Annotated in this window: 18 protein-coding genes; 9 read left to right on the forward strand and 9 right to left on the reverse strand. The window is 55.8% G+C overall.

Features of this window, described 5'->3' with window-relative positions; all coding sequences use genetic code 11:
- Nucleotides 1-8: 8 nt before the first annotated feature.
- From ACXAG1_RS09490 to ACXAG1_RS09510, 5 genes are all read left to right on the forward strand, one after another.
- Nucleotides 9-539: a hypothetical protein gene (locus tag ACXAG1_RS09490; protein ID WP_475119577.1), complete on the forward strand. Its 531-nt coding sequence runs from the start codon at nt 9-11 to the stop codon at nt 537-539.
- Nucleotides 540-665: 126 nt separating this feature from the next.
- Entirely contained in the window at nt 666-1433 is a 768-nt protein-coding gene (locus ACXAG1_RS09495) for a hypothetical protein (protein ID WP_475119578.1), read from the forward strand.
- A gap of 157 nt (nt 1434-1590) precedes the next feature.
- Nucleotides 1591-2124, forward strand: a complete 534-nt coding sequence (locus ACXAG1_RS09500) for a hypothetical protein (protein ID WP_475119579.1) — start codon at nt 1591-1593, stop codon at nt 2122-2124.
- Nucleotides 2121-2282, forward strand: a complete 162-nt coding sequence (locus tag ACXAG1_RS09505) for a hypothetical protein (RefSeq protein ID WP_475119580.1) — start codon at nt 2121-2123, stop codon at nt 2280-2282. Before ACXAG1_RS09500 ends, ACXAG1_RS09505 begins: the two co-directional genes overlap by 4 nt.
- A gap of 214 nt (nt 2283-2496) precedes the next feature.
- The gene (locus tag ACXAG1_RS09510; RefSeq protein ID WP_475119581.1) at nt 2497-3009 is read left to right on the forward strand and encodes a YybH family protein; all 513 of its coding nucleotides are present in this window, start codon (nt 2497-2499) and stop codon (nt 3007-3009) included.
- A gap of 63 nt (nt 3010-3072) precedes the next feature.
- On the opposite strand, the gene ACXAG1_RS09515 is transcribed toward ACXAG1_RS09510, so the two are convergent.
- A complete protein-coding gene (locus ACXAG1_RS09515) occupies nt 3073-4134 on the reverse strand; it encodes a hypothetical protein (RefSeq protein WP_475119582.1) in 1062 nt (353 codons plus the stop codon).
- Nucleotides 4135-4524: 390 nt separating this feature from the next.
- On the opposite strand from ACXAG1_RS09515, the gene ACXAG1_RS09520 reads away from it, so the two are divergent.
- On the forward strand, nt 4525-4701 hold the full coding sequence (locus ACXAG1_RS09520) for a PLDc N-terminal domain-containing protein (protein WP_475091457.1): 177 nt from the start codon (nt 4525-4527) through the stop codon (nt 4699-4701).
- Nucleotides 4702-4759: 58 nt separating this feature from the next.
- Here ACXAG1_RS09520 and ACXAG1_RS09525 read toward each other — a convergent pair whose 3' ends face one another.
- The 8 genes from ACXAG1_RS09525 to gshB all read right to left on the reverse strand — a co-directional run bounded on the left by ACXAG1_RS09525 (nt 4760) and on the right by gshB (nt 12705).
- Nucleotides 4760-6013: a heme biosynthesis HemY N-terminal domain-containing protein gene (locus tag ACXAG1_RS09525; RefSeq protein WP_475119583.1), complete on the reverse strand. Its 1254-nt coding sequence runs from the start codon at nt 6011-6013 to the stop codon at nt 4760-4762.
- Nucleotides 6010-7578: a uroporphyrinogen-III C-methyltransferase gene (locus tag ACXAG1_RS09530; protein WP_475119584.1), complete on the reverse strand. Its 1569-nt coding sequence runs from the start codon at nt 7576-7578 to the stop codon at nt 6010-6012. Before ACXAG1_RS09530 ends, ACXAG1_RS09525 begins: the two co-directional genes overlap by 4 nt.
- A 174-nt stretch (nt 7579-7752) precedes the next feature.
- Nucleotides 7753-8559 (reverse strand): uroporphyrinogen-III synthase, encoded by an 807-nt coding sequence (locus ACXAG1_RS09535; protein WP_475091460.1) that lies wholly within the window; start codon nt 8557-8559, stop codon nt 7753-7755.
- 48 nt (nt 8560-8607) lie between these two features.
- Nucleotides 8608-9561 (reverse strand): hydroxymethylbilane synthase, encoded by a 954-nt coding sequence (hemC, locus tag ACXAG1_RS09540; RefSeq protein WP_475119585.1) that lies wholly within the window; start codon nt 9559-9561, stop codon nt 8608-8610.
- A gap of 86 nt (nt 9562-9647) precedes the next feature.
- Nucleotides 9648-10073, reverse strand: a complete 426-nt coding sequence (ruvX, locus tag ACXAG1_RS09545; RefSeq protein ID WP_475119586.1) for a Holliday junction resolvase RuvX — start codon at nt 10071-10073, stop codon at nt 9648-9650.
- Nucleotides 10073-10666 (reverse strand): YqgE/AlgH family protein, encoded by a 594-nt coding sequence (locus ACXAG1_RS09550; protein WP_475091463.1) that lies wholly within the window; start codon nt 10664-10666, stop codon nt 10073-10075. Before ACXAG1_RS09550 ends, ruvX begins: the two co-directional genes overlap by 1 nt.
- A 19-nt stretch (nt 10667-10685) precedes the next feature.
- The gene (locus ACXAG1_RS09555) at nt 10686-11627 is read right to left on the reverse strand and encodes an energy transducer TonB (RefSeq protein ID WP_475119587.1); all 942 of its coding nucleotides are present in this window, start codon (nt 11625-11627) and stop codon (nt 10686-10688) included.
- 121 nt (nt 11628-11748) lie between these two features.
- Nucleotides 11749-12705 carry a glutathione synthase gene (gene gshB / locus ACXAG1_RS09560; RefSeq protein ID WP_475119588.1) on the reverse strand — a complete coding sequence of 319 codons (957 nt, stop codon included), beginning with the start codon at nt 12703-12705 and terminating at the stop codon, nt 11749-11751.
- Nucleotides 12706-13096: 391 nt separating this feature from the next.
- On the opposite strand from gshB, the gene pilG reads away from it, so the two are divergent.
- From pilG to ACXAG1_RS09575, 3 genes are all read left to right on the forward strand, one after another.
- Entirely contained in the window at nt 13097-13492 is a 396-nt protein-coding gene (gene pilG / locus ACXAG1_RS09565) for a twitching motility response regulator PilG (RefSeq protein ID WP_010132439.1), read from the forward strand.
- Nucleotides 13493-13746: 254 nt separating this feature from the next.
- Nucleotides 13747-14109: a twitching motility response regulator PilH gene (gene pilH, locus ACXAG1_RS09570; protein ID WP_043320499.1), complete on the forward strand. Its 363-nt coding sequence runs from the start codon at nt 13747-13749 to the stop codon at nt 14107-14109.
- Between the two features lie 18 nt (nt 14110-14127).
- Entirely contained in the window at nt 14128-14670 is a 543-nt protein-coding gene (locus tag ACXAG1_RS09575; protein ID WP_043319720.1) for a chemotaxis protein CheW, read from the forward strand.
- Nucleotides 14671-14711 lie beyond the last annotated feature (41 nt).

Raw genomic sequence — 14711 nt, forward strand, 5'->3', positions numbered from 1 at the left:
GAGAAAGTATGAAAAAGCCTTCCAGGTTCATGCCAAAATATTCCAGCTCAAAACTAGGAGTTTTGGGCTGGATGGTTTTATGTGGAATTTTTAGTGTCTTCATATGGCTATTATGGTCGGCGCCAATTTTATTGCTAGCTCTCCCATTTTTAGCGCTCTTTACTTTTTTAGAAAATCGGAGGGAAAAGAGGCATTTCCAAGAGTTGCTGTCTCAGAGGCAAGGTTACTCTATATGTGAATTTGCACGGCACTTTGATTGTACGGAAATAGATACTTGGATTATACGTGCAGTCTATGAGCAAATTCAGAACCGCTTGGAATCACAAAGTACCAATTTTCCAGTTCTTCCAAAAGATGACATATTTACAGATCTAAGGATTGATGATGAAGACTTTGAATGTGATATCGTGGAAGAAATTGCTTTTCGCACTGGCCGTAGTCTAGATAACGTAGAAAGCAATCCATATTACGGTAAGGCAAATGTGGTTGAAAACCTCGTTTACTTCTTTAGTGGGCAGCCAGTAGCAAAGCCAACTTAACAAACAGCGGCAGGGCGACAGCCAACACTACGCGCCTTTTGTGTTACTCGCTGTCGCTCAAATATTAACACAAAAGGCGCTCCGCGTTGGCTGCGCCTGCGCTGGGCGTTACATGCAAAGAAGCATATGAGCTCTACATTGAGAACAATTGGGATCGTTGGGATGCTTCTATTCGGTTTCCTATTTTCTGGAACGTTTTTGTCGCCGGAGAAAATTGAAAGTTCAGCTAAAGGTTTTGTTAGGTACCAAATTGAAAATGAAATTCGTGAAAGTCAGAAAAAACTTAATGAATCATCAGTGACGAAGTCGGCACTGAAAGCTGCTAAAAGACTGGGGCTGGAAAGAGAGCAGCTTCAATCTAGTTTAGAGAATGAACTTCCCGAAAAAATTGCAAGCGTAATCGCTTCCATGTGTGGTTATGATTGCGAAAAGAAGAGGGTGATAGCAAAATCAATAGCTTCCAGCTATGTAGATCGAATTAAAAGTATCAAAGTTGCCGAGAATACTTTGGCTTCTGTAGTTAAAGGGAAGTATCTTGAGATTATAGGTAACCTGAAACTTGATCTTAGAATATTCCTTGGTTCAAATTTTTTAATGTTTTTACTTTTGCTGGCTGTATCATTCGCAAAGCCAAGTTCGATGCAGCATTTATTCTTGCCCGGAATATTGCTTGTGCTGGCAACCACAGCATCTTCTTTAATCTACATTCTTGGCCAGGATTGGTTCTATACAATCTTGTACAACGACTATATGGGTTTTGGCTACTTAATTTATGTAGCTGTTATTTTTTCACTTTTAATGGATGTAGTATTGAACAAGGGTAGGGTCACAACTGAGATTATTAATGGTATCGCCAACGCTGTCGGTTCAGCATTCTCGGTGGTCCCGTGCTAGAAGCATGTAACAAGCAGCGGCAGAGCGACAGCCAATGCTACGCACCTTTTGTGTTACTCGCTGTCGCTCAAACATTAACACAAAATGTGCTCCGCGCTGGCTGCGCCTGCGCTGGGCGTTAACCTAAGAATCAACCCAGCATATTTAAGGAGAAAAAATGCAACCGTCACACAAGGAAACGTTAGAGCGGTATGACGTGTTTCGAGCGCAGGCAAGAGATATTGCAAAAGAGAGCTTACCCTCAAATTTGAAGGGAGTTCTTAATATTGAGGGTATTGATCATAAGGCGTTGAACGCTTTTCAAGCTTGGAAAGATGCGGGCGAGAGGAAAGTATCTTGGGACTGGGCGTTCTCTCGAAGCTATAAAGTTTTCTATCCAAAGTCATTTGATATGTCGGTATGGCTAGGGAATACTCTTTGCTCTATGTCTCTCGGGCGTCCTACATTTAGAGGCACTGAAATGCGATTGGATTTCATAGAGCGAGCCCCGAAAAATTGTCCGTATGCTGGTGAGATGTTCAATATATCTTTGCTGGCTTACGAAATTTATGGTGATCTGATTGGCGCCAAAACAATCCGGATCATGGAGCCAATGAATGAAAAACTCATCAAATACTACATGTCGCACGGCGGTTTCAAGTTAGTGGGACCAAAGAAAGGTAATCCACATTACCTGGTGAGAGATTTATGAACGATAGAGAAAGATACGAGCAGGCTAAGAGAAAAGCCGAAGAGCGAGCAAAAGAACTATTCAAGCCTCTTCCTGAAGATATTAAGGAAGAGCTTGAGAAAGATAGCACTCTTGGTTCCCCTGAAAACCTCATTGATCGTAGTGACGAGCAAGAATAGGTTAACAATCAGCGGCAGAGCGACAGCCAACGCTACGCACTTCTTGTGTTACTCGCTGCGCTCAAACATTAACACAAAAAGCGCTCCGCGCTGGCTGCGCCTGCGCTGGGCGTTAACCGGCATCAACTACGTACGGATCTCGTTGATAAATTTCAGAAGACGGAGTGTCTGAATTGAATAAATATAATTTTTTGGTTAATCGGACTTGTAAATAATGAAAAGGTTATTGGTCGTATTTTTTCTGTCGGCTTCATTTTGTGTAAGTGCTGAGTATTATCCGGTAATGGATCACAGAACCTTCGGAGCACCTGCGTCAGAAGAAGATAAGGAGGCGATTGATCAGTTGATGGATGATTTGTGGTCCGCCTGGTCTGAACATGATGCTGTTACGTTTGCGAAGCTGCATTCGGCGGATGCAGAGTGGACCAATGCGTTTGGGCGCACTTTTATCGGCTCTCAGGCGTTGGAAGAGTTTTTGGCACAGAGGCTGTTTGTCGGATTTTCCATGGATATCGCTGAGGGCGAAGCGGCTTCCTACAGTGAGGTGTCGCGTCGATACATAGGTGCAGATTCCGTGGTGATTACCGGTAGAACGGAAAGTAACCGGGGCTCTTCCGTCGGCTCGTCAAATCGTAAAATTGGTTTTACGTTCGTTCTGGGGAAAATAGACGGTGAGTGGAAGGTGGTCAATCAGGTGATCACCGATATTCGAGAGCGGCGCGGCTGATGTAGGTAGCCGTAATTGACGATCAACACAGGGCGCCTCTGGCGCCCATTGTTGTTTTAAAAATCAGAAATTCAGCATTCGTGCTCTACGCTGGGTTTGTGCGCGCAGGCTGTCGGGGACATGCCAGGTCATGAATTCCTGAATCGCGTTACTCAGCTGGTTCGGGTTTACATGTACCTCTTCAAAGTAGCGGTTGTAGATCGCGTCGGGCCTGTTTTCATCGAGGAAGAGTTGAGCAAAGCGGGAGAACTGTTGTTTGATCTCTGGCGTAATATCGATATTGCCGTAAGCGCCATAAGTGGTCTCTGTTGGGCGCTGTGCGAGTGCGATCAATTTCTCCCGCACTTCGCGGTTGGTTTTCGTTGTCCATTCACCGGTTCTGCTCATGGAGAGTACATTGAGCATATCGCGCACGGTGCAGGTGGCTTTTGCGCTTCGCACGGCTTTCAGACTGCTGGCTGTTGTTGCTCCATCGCGGCGACGTGCACCGAGTTGTTTCAGGAACGCCTTATAAGAGTTGCTGAAGTTTTCTGCACCGCGCGCAATGATTGGAGAGTTTCCGCCGGTCAACTGATGGAGATCTTCGTTGGCTCGAAGGCCCTCCCCGGTTTTGCGTTTGTGATTCCAACTCTGTAGGTGGGGGATGATCCCAGATAGCCCCGTGGTGTGCCCTTCGGCTTTCAGCATTAAATACGTACGGTCATTTGTTTGCTGCCATTGCACCAGAAGCTCGCGGTATCCCACCAGAAAGTTCCAGCCTTCGTGTGCTGATCTGCCGGACTTGCTGAGGTGGCTACTTTTGCGTGTGGGCAGCTTTTCAAAACCCGCGCGAACTTTGTTGGCTTCGCTTGAGGTCATACGAATGAAGTAAGTGCCCTTTTCCATGGGTTTGTAGATCCAGCATGCAATATAGAGTGCGTGGAAATCTACCGCGGACCAGTTATTTGCGATGTTGCCTTTGGCATTCCAGGTATTGTGGATATCGTGCTGTTGACCAAAGTGCTGGTCGAAGTAGCCACAAAAATCGCCGTAACTCTGGAAGTTGGGGCTGAAGATTCGCGAGCTGTGATTGCCCTCGATCAGGGCGTAGAGAAACTGACTGATTTCCGTTGGTGAATTAGGCATGGGCCGTCCTTGAGCTGAGTCTGGTTAGAATCGAGTAGCGGGTGAGTATTGTTTGCTATGTTGCAGGTGGTACCAGCGTGCCGCTTGCGATGGCTTTCCGCATGGTGCTTTCTGGTAATTTGTTCCGAAAAATTAACCCCGGTAGGAATTTATGTCTAGCTGAAACTACCGGTGAGAATGGATATCGCGATAATAGTTTCTGTACGAGCGTACTAGCTGGTGCGAGCCCGTCGTGATTGGGCGCAGGCGGTTCAGCGGTGATTTGCGCTGGCGTTCTTGCATTCGCATTCACTTTCGATAGGCGAGTGAGCGCGCAGGCGCGATTCTATACTCTGATTTCTATTGTGATTTGGGTGACACACCCTGAACTACTTTTGGGAGGAGTCTGAAATGGAAGGTGTTTTAGGGCTTATTATTCTGATTGCTGATATCTACGCGATCATCAAAATTTTGCAGAGCTCAGCCAGTGGGCTCAAGAAGTTGGTTTGGGTACTGGTGGTGCTGATTCTGCCGGTAATCGGGTTGATCGCCTGGTTTCTTGCGGGTCCGGGCGGCAAGTCTGGCTGAGGGCAGATTCGTTTGCTTGAAAGCTTTTGGTTACACAGGAATTGCGGGCCCTGATTGATCAGGATGCCCGCGTGGTTAGTGTGCCGCTTTGTTGCCCGGGTAGTGGCAGCTGCGGTAGCGATGAAACCGCTTGTAACAGTCCCTGTTCATAAAGCCGTGCGGCCTGTTCTTTTTCTCCGAGTGCGAAGAGCAGGCGTGCCAGTTCTGCAGAGGTGACGGGGTCTGAACGGAGCAGCAGGCTCTTTTCAAAGTGCTGCCGCGCTTTGCCCCAGATCTCGTTGCGCAGGCAGAGCCTGCCGAGGCAAGTCAGCAGGTCAGCATTTTCCCCGTATTCTTTTTGCCAGCCGTCCGCAACGGAAAGTTGCTGACCGGCATCCGCGCCGGTGAGATGGCCATACAGGCGCACTGTGTCGGCGCGCCACTCGCGATTTAATATCCAGCGCAGATGCTTCTCTGCTTCCAGGTCATCGCCGACTTGATGCAGCATTTCTCCGTACAGGTTGCGCAGTTCGATATTGCGTTGCCAGCGCCCGTTCAGGCTTTGCCAGGTTTCCCGCAGTTTCTGTTTGTCTTTGCGACTCGCCGCATCGCGCAACAGATTTTGATATACCTCGAGCTCCAGCTGCTGTAACTGGGACTCCGGCATTGTGCCGTGTTTCTCGAGACGCGGGAGGAGCTCGCGCAGTCCATGCCACTCGCCGATATGGTAGTAAGCCTGGCGCAGCAGCTGTAACAGGGCGGGGTGATTGGACTCTTCCTGCATGGCGCGTTGCAGGCTGGCGATACACTGTTCGTAGTGTTTATCCAGTAATTGCATGCGCGCCTGACTGATGGCGACGGCCAGCTGCGTGTCATCACCGGTTGCTTCTGCTTTGGCCAGGAGCTCATTGGCTTCATCCCGGTAGCCCAGCTCGAAAGCGCTGCGTGCGGCGGCGAGGTAATTGATGATGGGTGCGTCGGAACGCGCGGCGCTTTTGAGAAGCAGACGCCGGGCCCGGGCCCAGTTGCCCTCCATATATTCCACCAACCCGTTGGTCAGGCGCCGGCGCGCCATGCGGCTGCGGCCAAATCGGATACGGCTGACGCTGCCGCCAATGGCGCGGGCAAGACTGCGCAGAAGCCAAATGAGCAGGAACAGTGTGAGAATGCCGAGGGCCAGGCCGCCAACGGCAACCCAGAGATTCATTTCAATGCGTTTGCCACTGTCTCCGCCGACCATCAATAACAGGTAGCCGGGGTAGGACCGCATGGCTTCCGCCAACAGGGCACCGCCCAGCAGCAATACCAGAGTAAAAAAGAGGAAGCGTTTCACCAGTTGCTACCTCCGGTCTCGTCGCCGCTCGTCTGTCCAGACGACACTTTGTGCATCTTGTCGATAAAGTTGCGCAGTGCGCTTTGGGAGGCGCTGAGGTCGGGCAGTTCCGCTTTGACTTTTGCCTGACCGAGCGCGTCCAGCTCTCGCAGGATGACCTGGCGCTGTTGATTTTCCACTCCGTAGTCGAGCATCAGCTGGCGGGCGTGGTTGATGGCATCTTTATACACGGTGTCATCTGCGCGCAGTACGGCGAGCTCAGCCTGTTCCATGTTAAGGCGCAGGCTCTGGCGGAAGCGGGTTTCGCTTTGTGGTGACAGCAGGATGGGATCCACTTCGCCATCGCGGATACGTACGGATCCCTTGATGAAATTGACGAAGTTTTGCCAGCTGGAGCGGAAATGTGCTTCGCCGGTATCGGTGTTTTCTGCCTGGTTTTCGGCCGCGGCAGCATCCCGCTTGGCGAGGTCAAACTGCGGTTGAATATTGAGCTTTACCATCTGCTCTTCCAGCGCGCGCAGGCGCAGGTAGAGTCCTTCGCGATCTACGGTTTCTGCCAGTTTGAGTGCGGTGATATCACGAGCGATCTGCTGGCGCACACCGTAGAGATCTGGCATATCCACGTTGCGAATTATCTTGTCGACCTCTTGCAGCAGACCGAGGGCGGCGCGGTTGTCCTGTTCGAGTATCAGGCGCTGGTTGGCCAGGCGCAGCAGGTAATCGGCCTCCGCCAGTTGCCAGTCTTCACGGCTGGCGTTGCCCAGTTGGCTAAGGCGGTTGCCCTGGGCGGTTACATTGCGTTGCAGGCCGGCGATCTGTTGCTGCAACTGAGCAATGGTCTGGTTGAGCTGTTCCACGGTCTGGTTCTGAGTGGCCAGCTGTTGCCGCAGATTGTTGATCTGCTCCAGGTTCTGGTGCTGCGGCGGAACCGGAGAGGTGGCGGATGGCTGGCTCGGCTGCGACGCGTCCGGTTGCAGCATCGGCTGCTCCGGTACCGGTGTTGGTGATTGGGTATTGAATGCGCTGCCGCTTTCGGTGCTGTCCGGTGTGGCCGCCGTATTATCCGAGTCCGCTGTGCTATTGCTGGCAGTGGAGGGCGTGCTGCCGTTGCTTTCCTGCGGGTTGCTGGTGCTATCGCTCGATATACCGGCGGTGGAACTCGCAGCGTCACCAGTGCGTTGAGCACCAGTTCGGCTGCCAGAGGAAAAATGCTGGCCGACGAGGGGAAGCTCCTGCAGGCGTGTATTCACTTCAGTGCGTACCGTGGGAATGAAGTACCAGGCGGCAACCGCGAGTGCGACCAATGCGATCAGTAACAGCCAGAACCAGAGCCAGCCGCGGCTCTTTTTGGCTGTGTTTTTCTTGCTGGGCGCGCTCTTTGCGCCGGCGGCCGCTGTGTTGGCGCTGGCTTTTCCCTTGGCTTTATCGCTGCCCGGACGACTTTCTGCGGCCTTGGCAAAGTTACTTTTGGGCTCCGCTTTTTCGGTCACCATCGGCACGTCTTTATGTTCGTCATTTTTGGGGCCGTCGGGGTTGGAGGAAGCTGGGGCTTTTTTATCGCTCATGGGCTCGCTTGCTCAGGGTGAGTGCGTTTGGGGGCATGGACCACTAGCGGTAGTCAGGTCAATCGCGGGTGCGGCTACCGATAGAAAATTTGTCGCCAAATTATAGCGACTGCAGCCGCTCTTTATACGAAGTCTGGCGCGGAAATAAAATTTTTTACTGCTGCGGGCGAGATTTCAGCAATCGTGGGCGGATAGTGCATCCTGCAGTGCTGCGAGCATGGCCGTGTCCCCGGCATTGGTTGCGGCAAAAACATCTTTGAAGCCAAGGGCGCGGGCGCGATCGGCGACGCGCTGGCTGGGCAGGATCACCGGTTGGGCCATCAGTGCGCTGCGCTGACCGGGGGCGAGGGGCGTCAGAGCCGTGTGGAAGTTCTCCAGTGTCTCTCCGCTGTGCAGGGTGATTGCGTCGGGGACTTGCCGGTAACCCTGCAGTTGTTGCCCGGCCTGTGCGGGCAGCAGGCGCTGATAAAGCTCACAGTAATCGAGGCGTGCGCCGCGCTCTGCGAGTGTGTTGCCGATCAGCGGTCGGCCGCCCTGACCACGAAAAATAATCACTCGCTCTCCTTGAGGGTGCTGCAAGGAGGGAAGGGAGAGCAGGGCCTCGGAATCCATGGTGTCGCCGGCACAGGCTTCGGGTTCGGCCCCGCGTTGGCGAATGGCGCGGGCGGTGGCAGCGCCAATGGCGTAATAGCGGGGGCCTTGTGGCAGTTGCGGCCAGTAGTCATCCAGCCAGTCGAAGCCGAACTGAACGGCGTTCTGGGATACAAAAATGGCGTGTTCGAACTGGTCGAAGTGCATGACGAGACTTTTCACCGCCTGTTTTGCCGCTGGCTCCTGTACCGGGGCAATTTCCAGTAGCGGAATGCTGTCCACCCGCGCCCCCTGTGCTTCCAGCACCTGGCGCCAGCCTGCGCTTTGGTGGTCGGGGCGGGTAATCAGAATGCGCCGGCCGGCCAGTGCGGAAGACAGGAGCTTATTCATAAGTAGGCTGCTCGAAAGGCGGGCGAAAGGCCCGATCACGAATCCGGTTTAGATGGCCGCGAGAATCTTGTCGGCACCGGCCTGCAGGAGTTGCTCCGCCAGGCGGATGCCGAGCGCTTCGGCTTCCTCGATACTGCCGTGCACCTCGGCGCTCAGCATTGTTTCGCCATCGGGACTGCCCACCAGACCGCGCAGATAGAGCTGGGTTTTTGCATCGTCATTGAAGATTGCGTAGCAACCGATGGGTACCTGGCAGCCGCCGTTCAGTCGGCGCACCAGGGAGCGCTCGGCAATCAGCCGGTGACTGGTCTCGGTGTGGTGCAGGGGAGCAAGCAGGGCTTCCAGCGCGGGATCGCAACGGCACTCGATACCCACGGCGCCCTGTCCGCCCGCCGGCAACAGGACTTCCGGTGCGATAAAGTCGGCGATGCGCTCGCGCATTTCCAGGCGCAGCAGGCCGGCGGCGGCGAGGATGATCGCGTCGTACTCACCGGCGTCCATTTTCGCCAGTCGGGTGTTCACGTTGCCGCGCAGGAATTTCACTTCCAGGTCTGGGCGAACCGCCAGTAACTGGCACTGACGACGCAGGCTGGACGTGCCCACAACAGCGCCCTCTGGCAGGGCCTCAATGGAGGCGTACTGATTGCTCACAAAGGCATCGCGCGGGTCTTCCCGCTCGCAGATGACCGGCAGGTGCAGGCCTTCCGGGAATTCCATGGGTACATCTTTCATGGAGTGCACGGCGATATCCGCGCGGCCTTCCAGCATCGCCTTTTCCAGTTCCTTAACGAACAGACCTTTACCGCCCACCTTGTTCAGGGGGATGTCCAGCAGCTGATCACCGCGGCTGGTCAGCGGTAGCAGTTCCACGGTGAGATTCGGGTGGTGCAGCTCGAGTTGTTGCTTGACGAAGTTGGCCTGCCACAGGGCGAGGGCGCTCTCACGGGTAGCGATGCGGATGGTGGTAATCGGTGCGTCGGTGGTATTGGAAGTTTGGGACATGCGAGGAACGGGACCAGCTTGAATTTCGCGCAAGTCTACCAGTTTGCCCGGCGGATTAGCGAACGCTGTACTTTTGCCCTGCCGGACTATTGATCCGAATAGCCGCGCAGCCAGTCTTCGAGAAAGATGCGTGCGGCAATGGAGTCCACCGGCTGACTGGCGTAGTTGCCGCGGTGCCCGCGTTCACGGGCCTCGTCTTTGGCGGCGCGCGTGCTGAGGCGCTCGTCCGCGTATTCCACCGGCAAGCCCAGGCGGCCGTGCAGTCGCTGGCCGAATTTGCGCGCGCGGGCGCCGAATTCGCTTTCACTGCCGTCCATATTCAGCGGCAGCCCCACCACCAGTACCTTGGGTTTCCATTCATCAATGATGCGCTGCACCCTGTCCCAGTCCGGTTTGCCGTCTTTTGCCGGTAACGGATCCAGTTCGCGGGCACTACCGGTCAGGCTCTGGCCGTAGGCGAGCCCGATGGACGAGGTGCCGAAGTCGAAGGCGAGTGCGGTGACAGCACTCATTACGCGTGTCCCGACTGGGACCCGATCCCGCTCAGGTCGATGCCGTGGCGGGCAGCTGCAGATTGCCAGCGGTTTTCCCAGGGGGTGGCAAACAGGATTTCCGGCTCCGCCGGCAATGTGAGCCAGGCATTTTCCGCAATCTCCTGCTCCAGTTGTCCCGGCCCCCAGCCGGCATAGCCCAGGGCCAGCAGTACGTCGTCGGGGCCGCGGCCGGCGGCCAGGGACTCGATGATGTCTTTGGAGGCGGTGAGGCTGATGTCTCCTGAGACCTCGGCGGTGGAGGCGAACTGCATGCCGCGGCCGTGCAGTACAAAGCCCTGCTCCTGGGCCACGGGCCCGCCGATCAGTACCGGCTCCTCTCCGCGCAGGCTGGCGTCATCGAGCTCCAGTTGGGTGAAGACCTCTTTCCAGGTCACCTGACTGGGAGCGTTGATGACTACGCCCATGGTGCCATCGGCACTGTGTTCGCAGATAAACGTGACCGCGTGAACGAAGCGGGGATCCTGCATACCGGGCATGGCGATCAGGAGTTGGCCGCGCAAGCTGTTGTGGGTCAGGTCGCTATCGATTTGGGAGGGGCTGTTTGATTGCATGGCTGTAGTTTAGGTCCTGTCAGCCGCGGCCGGGAGATTTGCTGGCGGCAGTAGAGAACCCGGTCATTTCAAAGCGCCAGGTGCGAATGATTTCCAGGCGGTCTGCCTGCTGGCGAATTTCCGCGGGGAAGGGGGCAAACGGCGCGGCGAGGCGCACAATCTGCTGTGCGGCATCGTCGAGGATGCGCTCACCGGAAGATTCCAGAATGACCACTTCCTCTACCGCGCCGGTGGGCAGCAGGCGCACCATCATGCGCAGGTCACCGGTTATCTGTCGCGCCAGTGCCTCTTCGGGGAAATTGTCGTTGCCGATGGCTTCCACTTTCTGACGCCAGTCGTGCAGGTAGGCGGCATCGGCGGAGGCCTTGGTGGCTACCGACGTCAGTCGGCGCACCCGCGGGCGCTGGGCGATGGTCTGGCGAATTTTGTCCAGGCGTGCCTGCAGGCTGGCGATTTCCGGGTTGCTGGGAGGCAGGTCGGTAGGTGCGTCGCCGCGCTTCTCTTCCGAGCGCTTGTCTTCCGCCGGCAGTTCCGGGGCCTGGGTTGGGCTATCGCCAATCGTCGTGATCAGTTGTCGCAACTGGTCCGCAGGGCGCGCGGCCTGCTGCTGGGGCAGGGGGTTGACCTGGCGAATGCTGGTGTCGGCGATCTCCGCCTGGCGGTCGGTGGACAGTTCCTTGGGTGTCTCGGCGGTGCCGCTGGCCTGCTGGTTGTGCTGGGCCAGGTAATCGGCGTCGTCCGGCGCATCGACGGATTTGTGCTGGGCGAGGGTGACCTCAAGAGTCGGTGGAGCCTCTCTGGCCTCAGGCGCGGTAAAGGCGACACCAAAAATAAACAACGCGTGCAGCGCGCAGGCCAGAAACAGGGCAAAGGTGAAGCGGTCTCCCGAAGAGGGCTGGCTGCCCGGGAATGACGCGGGTGCCGGTGGGGGGCTCTGTGATTGGCTGGCGACTGCGTTCATTGTGCTTATTGTTCTGATACGGCTTGTTTTACTGCGGTTTCTGTCTGTGCAGCCTGTACCTGCACACTTTGGGTTGGCTCCAGCCTGTTCTGGAGCCGCAGAAAAATTTCGAGGCGCCAGTTTATCCCTTTTTCGCCAATCGGTCTGTGATCGCGTGCATCAGCTGGTCGCCAATATTGGTGCCGTAGGCTGCGTCAATTTCCCGTACGCAGGTGGGGCTGGTGACATTGACCTCGGTGAGATAGTCGCCGATCACATCGAGGCCGACAAACAGCAGCCCCTTTTCTTTCAGGGTCGGACCGACACGGCGCGCGATTTCAAGATCGCGCTCGTTCAGGGGGCGCGCTTCACCGCGGCCGCCGGCAGCCAGGTTACCGCGAGTCTCGCCGCCCTGGGGGATGCGCGCCAGACAGTAGGGAACCGGTTCCCCGTCCACCATCAGAATACGCTTGTCGCCGTCCTTGATTTCGGGGATGTAGCGCTGGCCCATGATCTGGCGTTTGCCGTTGTCGGTGAGGGTTTCCAGAATCGCGCCAATGTTTCCTCCATCCGGCTTGACGTGAAAGATGCCGGCACCGCCCATGCCGTCCAGGGGTTTGAAAATGACATCTTTGTGTTCGCTGTGGAAAGCGCGCAGCTGCTGCATATCGCGGCTGACAATCAGCGGCGGAATGCAATCGGCAAAGTGAGTGGCGAAGATCTTTTCGTTGCAGTCGCGCAGGGACTGGGGCTTGTTGGCGACCAGGGTGCCGGTGCGTTCTGCCGCTTCCAGGATATAGGTGGAGTAGATGTACTCGTTGTCGAAGGGTGGGTCCACCCGCATCAACAGGACATCGAGGTCCCTCAGGTCTACCGGCTTGCGCTCTCCCAGTTTGAACCAGTTTTGCGGGTCGTCGAATACCTGCAGCGGGGAGCCGTTGCCCATGGGCTTGCCTCCGTCCAGATATAGATCCGTCTGCAGGAAGTACTGCAACTCGAAGCCCGCGCGCTGGGCCGCCAGCAGCAGTGCCAGGGTGGTGTCTTTCTTGAAGCTGATATTGGCGATGGGGTCCATGACCACGCCGAGAGTCTGGCTCATAGGGATTCCGTAAATCTGAATGTTGAATCGGATCTGTGTCGGGTGGGGGCGGTGGCCTGGGGGCCTGTGCAAAGTGGCTAAGGTAAGAGGCTGCGACCCGCTTCGCAAGATGCGGTTTGAAAACGCGTGTCCAACAAAGTGCGGCATCGCTCACAAAATGACCATTGGGTGCGACCCGGCTTGTACGTCGCTAGATTCACTTTGGTATCTGTGATACAAGTTTGCATCTGATCTGCGCCCGCCGGTCACCGGGTTTGTGAGACGGCTCGAAACCCGCCCCAGGTGGCTGTCCACAGCGACGATCGGACCCCGTAATGAGGTTGCACAGACAGGCCCGGCGCATTTTGCCGGCAAGCCTGAAAATAAGTAAAAGGGGATTTGGGAACACACTATGGAGCTCAACTGGGAAAGTCTCACCGTGATGGTGATTGACGACAGTAAAACCATTCGTCGCACCGCGGAAACGCTACTGCAGAAAGCAGGTTGCGCGGTGGTGACTGCCACTGATGGATTTGACGCACTGGCAAAAATTGCCGATTCGCGTCCGGATATCATTTTTGTGGACATCATGATGCCGCGTCTCGACGGCTATCAGACCTGTGCACTGATCAAGAACAACAGCGAGTTTCGCAGCACGCCAGTCGTCATGCTGTCCAGTAAGGACGGCTTGTTCGACAAAGCCAAGGGGCGCGTGGTGGGCTGTGATCAGTACCTGACAAAGCCGTTCAGCAAGAGTGAGTTGCTGGGGGCAATCTCCGCCCACGCCAAGCCGCATCACGCCGCCTGAGAAGAAGTTCTCGCTGGGGGCGTGAAACCCTTGGCAAAAATGGCGTAGACTATGGCGTCCTGCGTTGCTGATGTGAGGAAACAGCCACTTAGATGGTTGAATGTCACAAAAGTCAGTGCGAGCCATTGGTAACCGCAGTAACTTATAACAAAGCGTAAGGTCGCGCTTCCCAGTGAGGGGCGATCGGTGCCGACAACATTCACCCGGCAAATATTGCGATGGCCGGAGTGGACAACACTATCTCGGGGGACAAGATGGCCAGAGTGCTAATCGTCGATGATTCACCAACCGAAACTCACAAGCTGACCACCATTCTGGAAAAGAATGGTCACGCTGTAATCACCGCCACCAATGGCGAGAACGGCGTGGATGTGGCGCGCGAACAGCGCCCTGATGTCATTCTGATGGACATTGTGATGCCGGGCCTGAATGGCTTCCAGGCGACCCGCCAGCTCAGTAAGGGCGACCAGACTGCCGGTATTCCGATTGTCATCGTCACTACCAAGGATCAGGACACCGATCGGGTTTGGGGCATGCGCCAGGGCGCGCGCGCCTACCTGACCAAGCCGGTTGATGAGGGCAAGCTGCTCGGAACCATTGAGGAGGTGTTGGCCTGAGGCCGACGTTGAGTCTCCGTGCAACCAACGCTTACCCCCTACCTCGCACTCGTCGATATAGCCAAGCGCGCCAAGGCGCAGGCTAAGGGGCTGCCTGCCCGTCAGGAAGTCAAACCCTACTGGACGGGCATCGGATTCTCTCTGCTTGGGCATCGCTTTGTGGCCGCCATGGAAGACGTGGTGGAATTGCTCGAAGTGCCCCAGTACACCTTTGTTCCAGGCTGTCAGCCCTGGGTGCGCGGCGTGGCCAATGTGCGTGGCCGCCTGCTGCCGCTGTTTGATATGGCCGCTTTTTTTGGCGGGCATCTGGTCAGCCCGCGTCAGCGCCGCCGCGTGTTGGTACTGGAACACGAAAAAATTTATGCCGGCCTGATTGTCGATGAGTTGCACGGGATGCAGCACTTGGCGTTGGAGTATGGCCAAATGCCGCCGTCCGACTTGTCAGAGCCGTTCGCGCCCATGGTGGGCGGTCAGTTCGTGCTGCAGCAGGATCGCTGGCTGGTGTTCGATCTGCAGGCATTGATTCACGATTTTCAATTTGCGGATGCCGCGGCTCACTGAGTTGCGGCATTCTGCGTTCAGGCGGGAGCAAATGCGCTCGC

It is taken from the genome of Microbulbifer sp. ABE4_465, assembly GCF_056160765.1.

Bases quoted from the DNA above. Each gene is read 5' to 3' on its own strand.
- ACXAG1_RS09510 (WP_475119581.1), top strand. From the start codon at position 2,497: ATGAAAAGGTTATTGGTCGTATTTTTTCTGTCGGCTTCATTTTGTGTA.
- ACXAG1_RS09490 (WP_475119577.1), top strand. From the start codon at position 9: ATGAAAAAGCCTTCCAGGTTCATGCCAAAATATTCCAGCTCAAAACTA.
- ACXAG1_RS09505 (WP_475119580.1), top strand. From the start codon at position 2,121: ATGAACGATAGAGAAAGATACGAGCAGGCTAAGAGAAAAGCCGAAGAG.
- ACXAG1_RS09555 (WP_475119587.1), bottom strand. From the start codon at position 11,627: ATGAACGCAGTCGCCAGCCAATCACAGAGCCCCCCACCGGCACCCGCG.
- pilH (WP_043320499.1), top strand. From the start codon at position 13,747: ATGGCCAGAGTGCTAATCGTCGATGATTCACCAACCGAAACTCACAAG.
- hemC (WP_475119585.1), bottom strand. From the start codon at position 9,561: ATGTCCCAAACTTCCAATACCACCGACGCACCGATTACCACCATCCGC.
- pilG (WP_010132439.1), top strand. From the start codon at position 13,097: ATGGAGCTCAACTGGGAAAGTCTCACCGTGATGGTGATTGACGACAGT.
- ruvX (WP_475119586.1), bottom strand. From the start codon at position 10,073: ATGAGTGCTGTCACCGCACTCGCCTTCGACTTCGGCACCTCGTCCATC.
- ACXAG1_RS09550 (WP_475091463.1), bottom strand. From the start codon at position 10,666: ATGCAATCAAACAGCCCCTCCCAAATCGATAGCGACCTGACCCACAAC.
- ACXAG1_RS09515 (WP_475119582.1), bottom strand. From the start codon at position 4,134: ATGCCTAATTCACCAACGGAAATCAGTCAGTTTCTCTACGCCCTGATC.
- gshB (WP_475119588.1), bottom strand. From the start codon at position 12,705: ATGAGCCAGACTCTCGGCGTGGTCATGGACCCCATCGCCAATATCAGC.
- ACXAG1_RS09500 (WP_475119579.1), top strand. From the start codon at position 1,591: ATGCAACCGTCACACAAGGAAACGTTAGAGCGGTATGACGTGTTTCGA.
- ACXAG1_RS09530 (WP_475119584.1), bottom strand. From the start codon at position 7,578: ATGAGCGATAAAAAAGCCCCAGCTTCCTCCAACCCCGACGGCCCCAAA.
- ACXAG1_RS09520 (WP_475091457.1), top strand. From the start codon at position 4,525: ATGGAAGGTGTTTTAGGGCTTATTATTCTGATTGCTGATATCTACGCG.
- ACXAG1_RS09535 (WP_475091460.1), bottom strand. From the start codon at position 8,559: ATGAATAAGCTCCTGTCTTCCGCACTGGCCGGCCGGCGCATTCTGATT.
- ACXAG1_RS09495 (WP_475119578.1), top strand. From the start codon at position 666: ATGAGCTCTACATTGAGAACAATTGGGATCGTTGGGATGCTTCTATTC.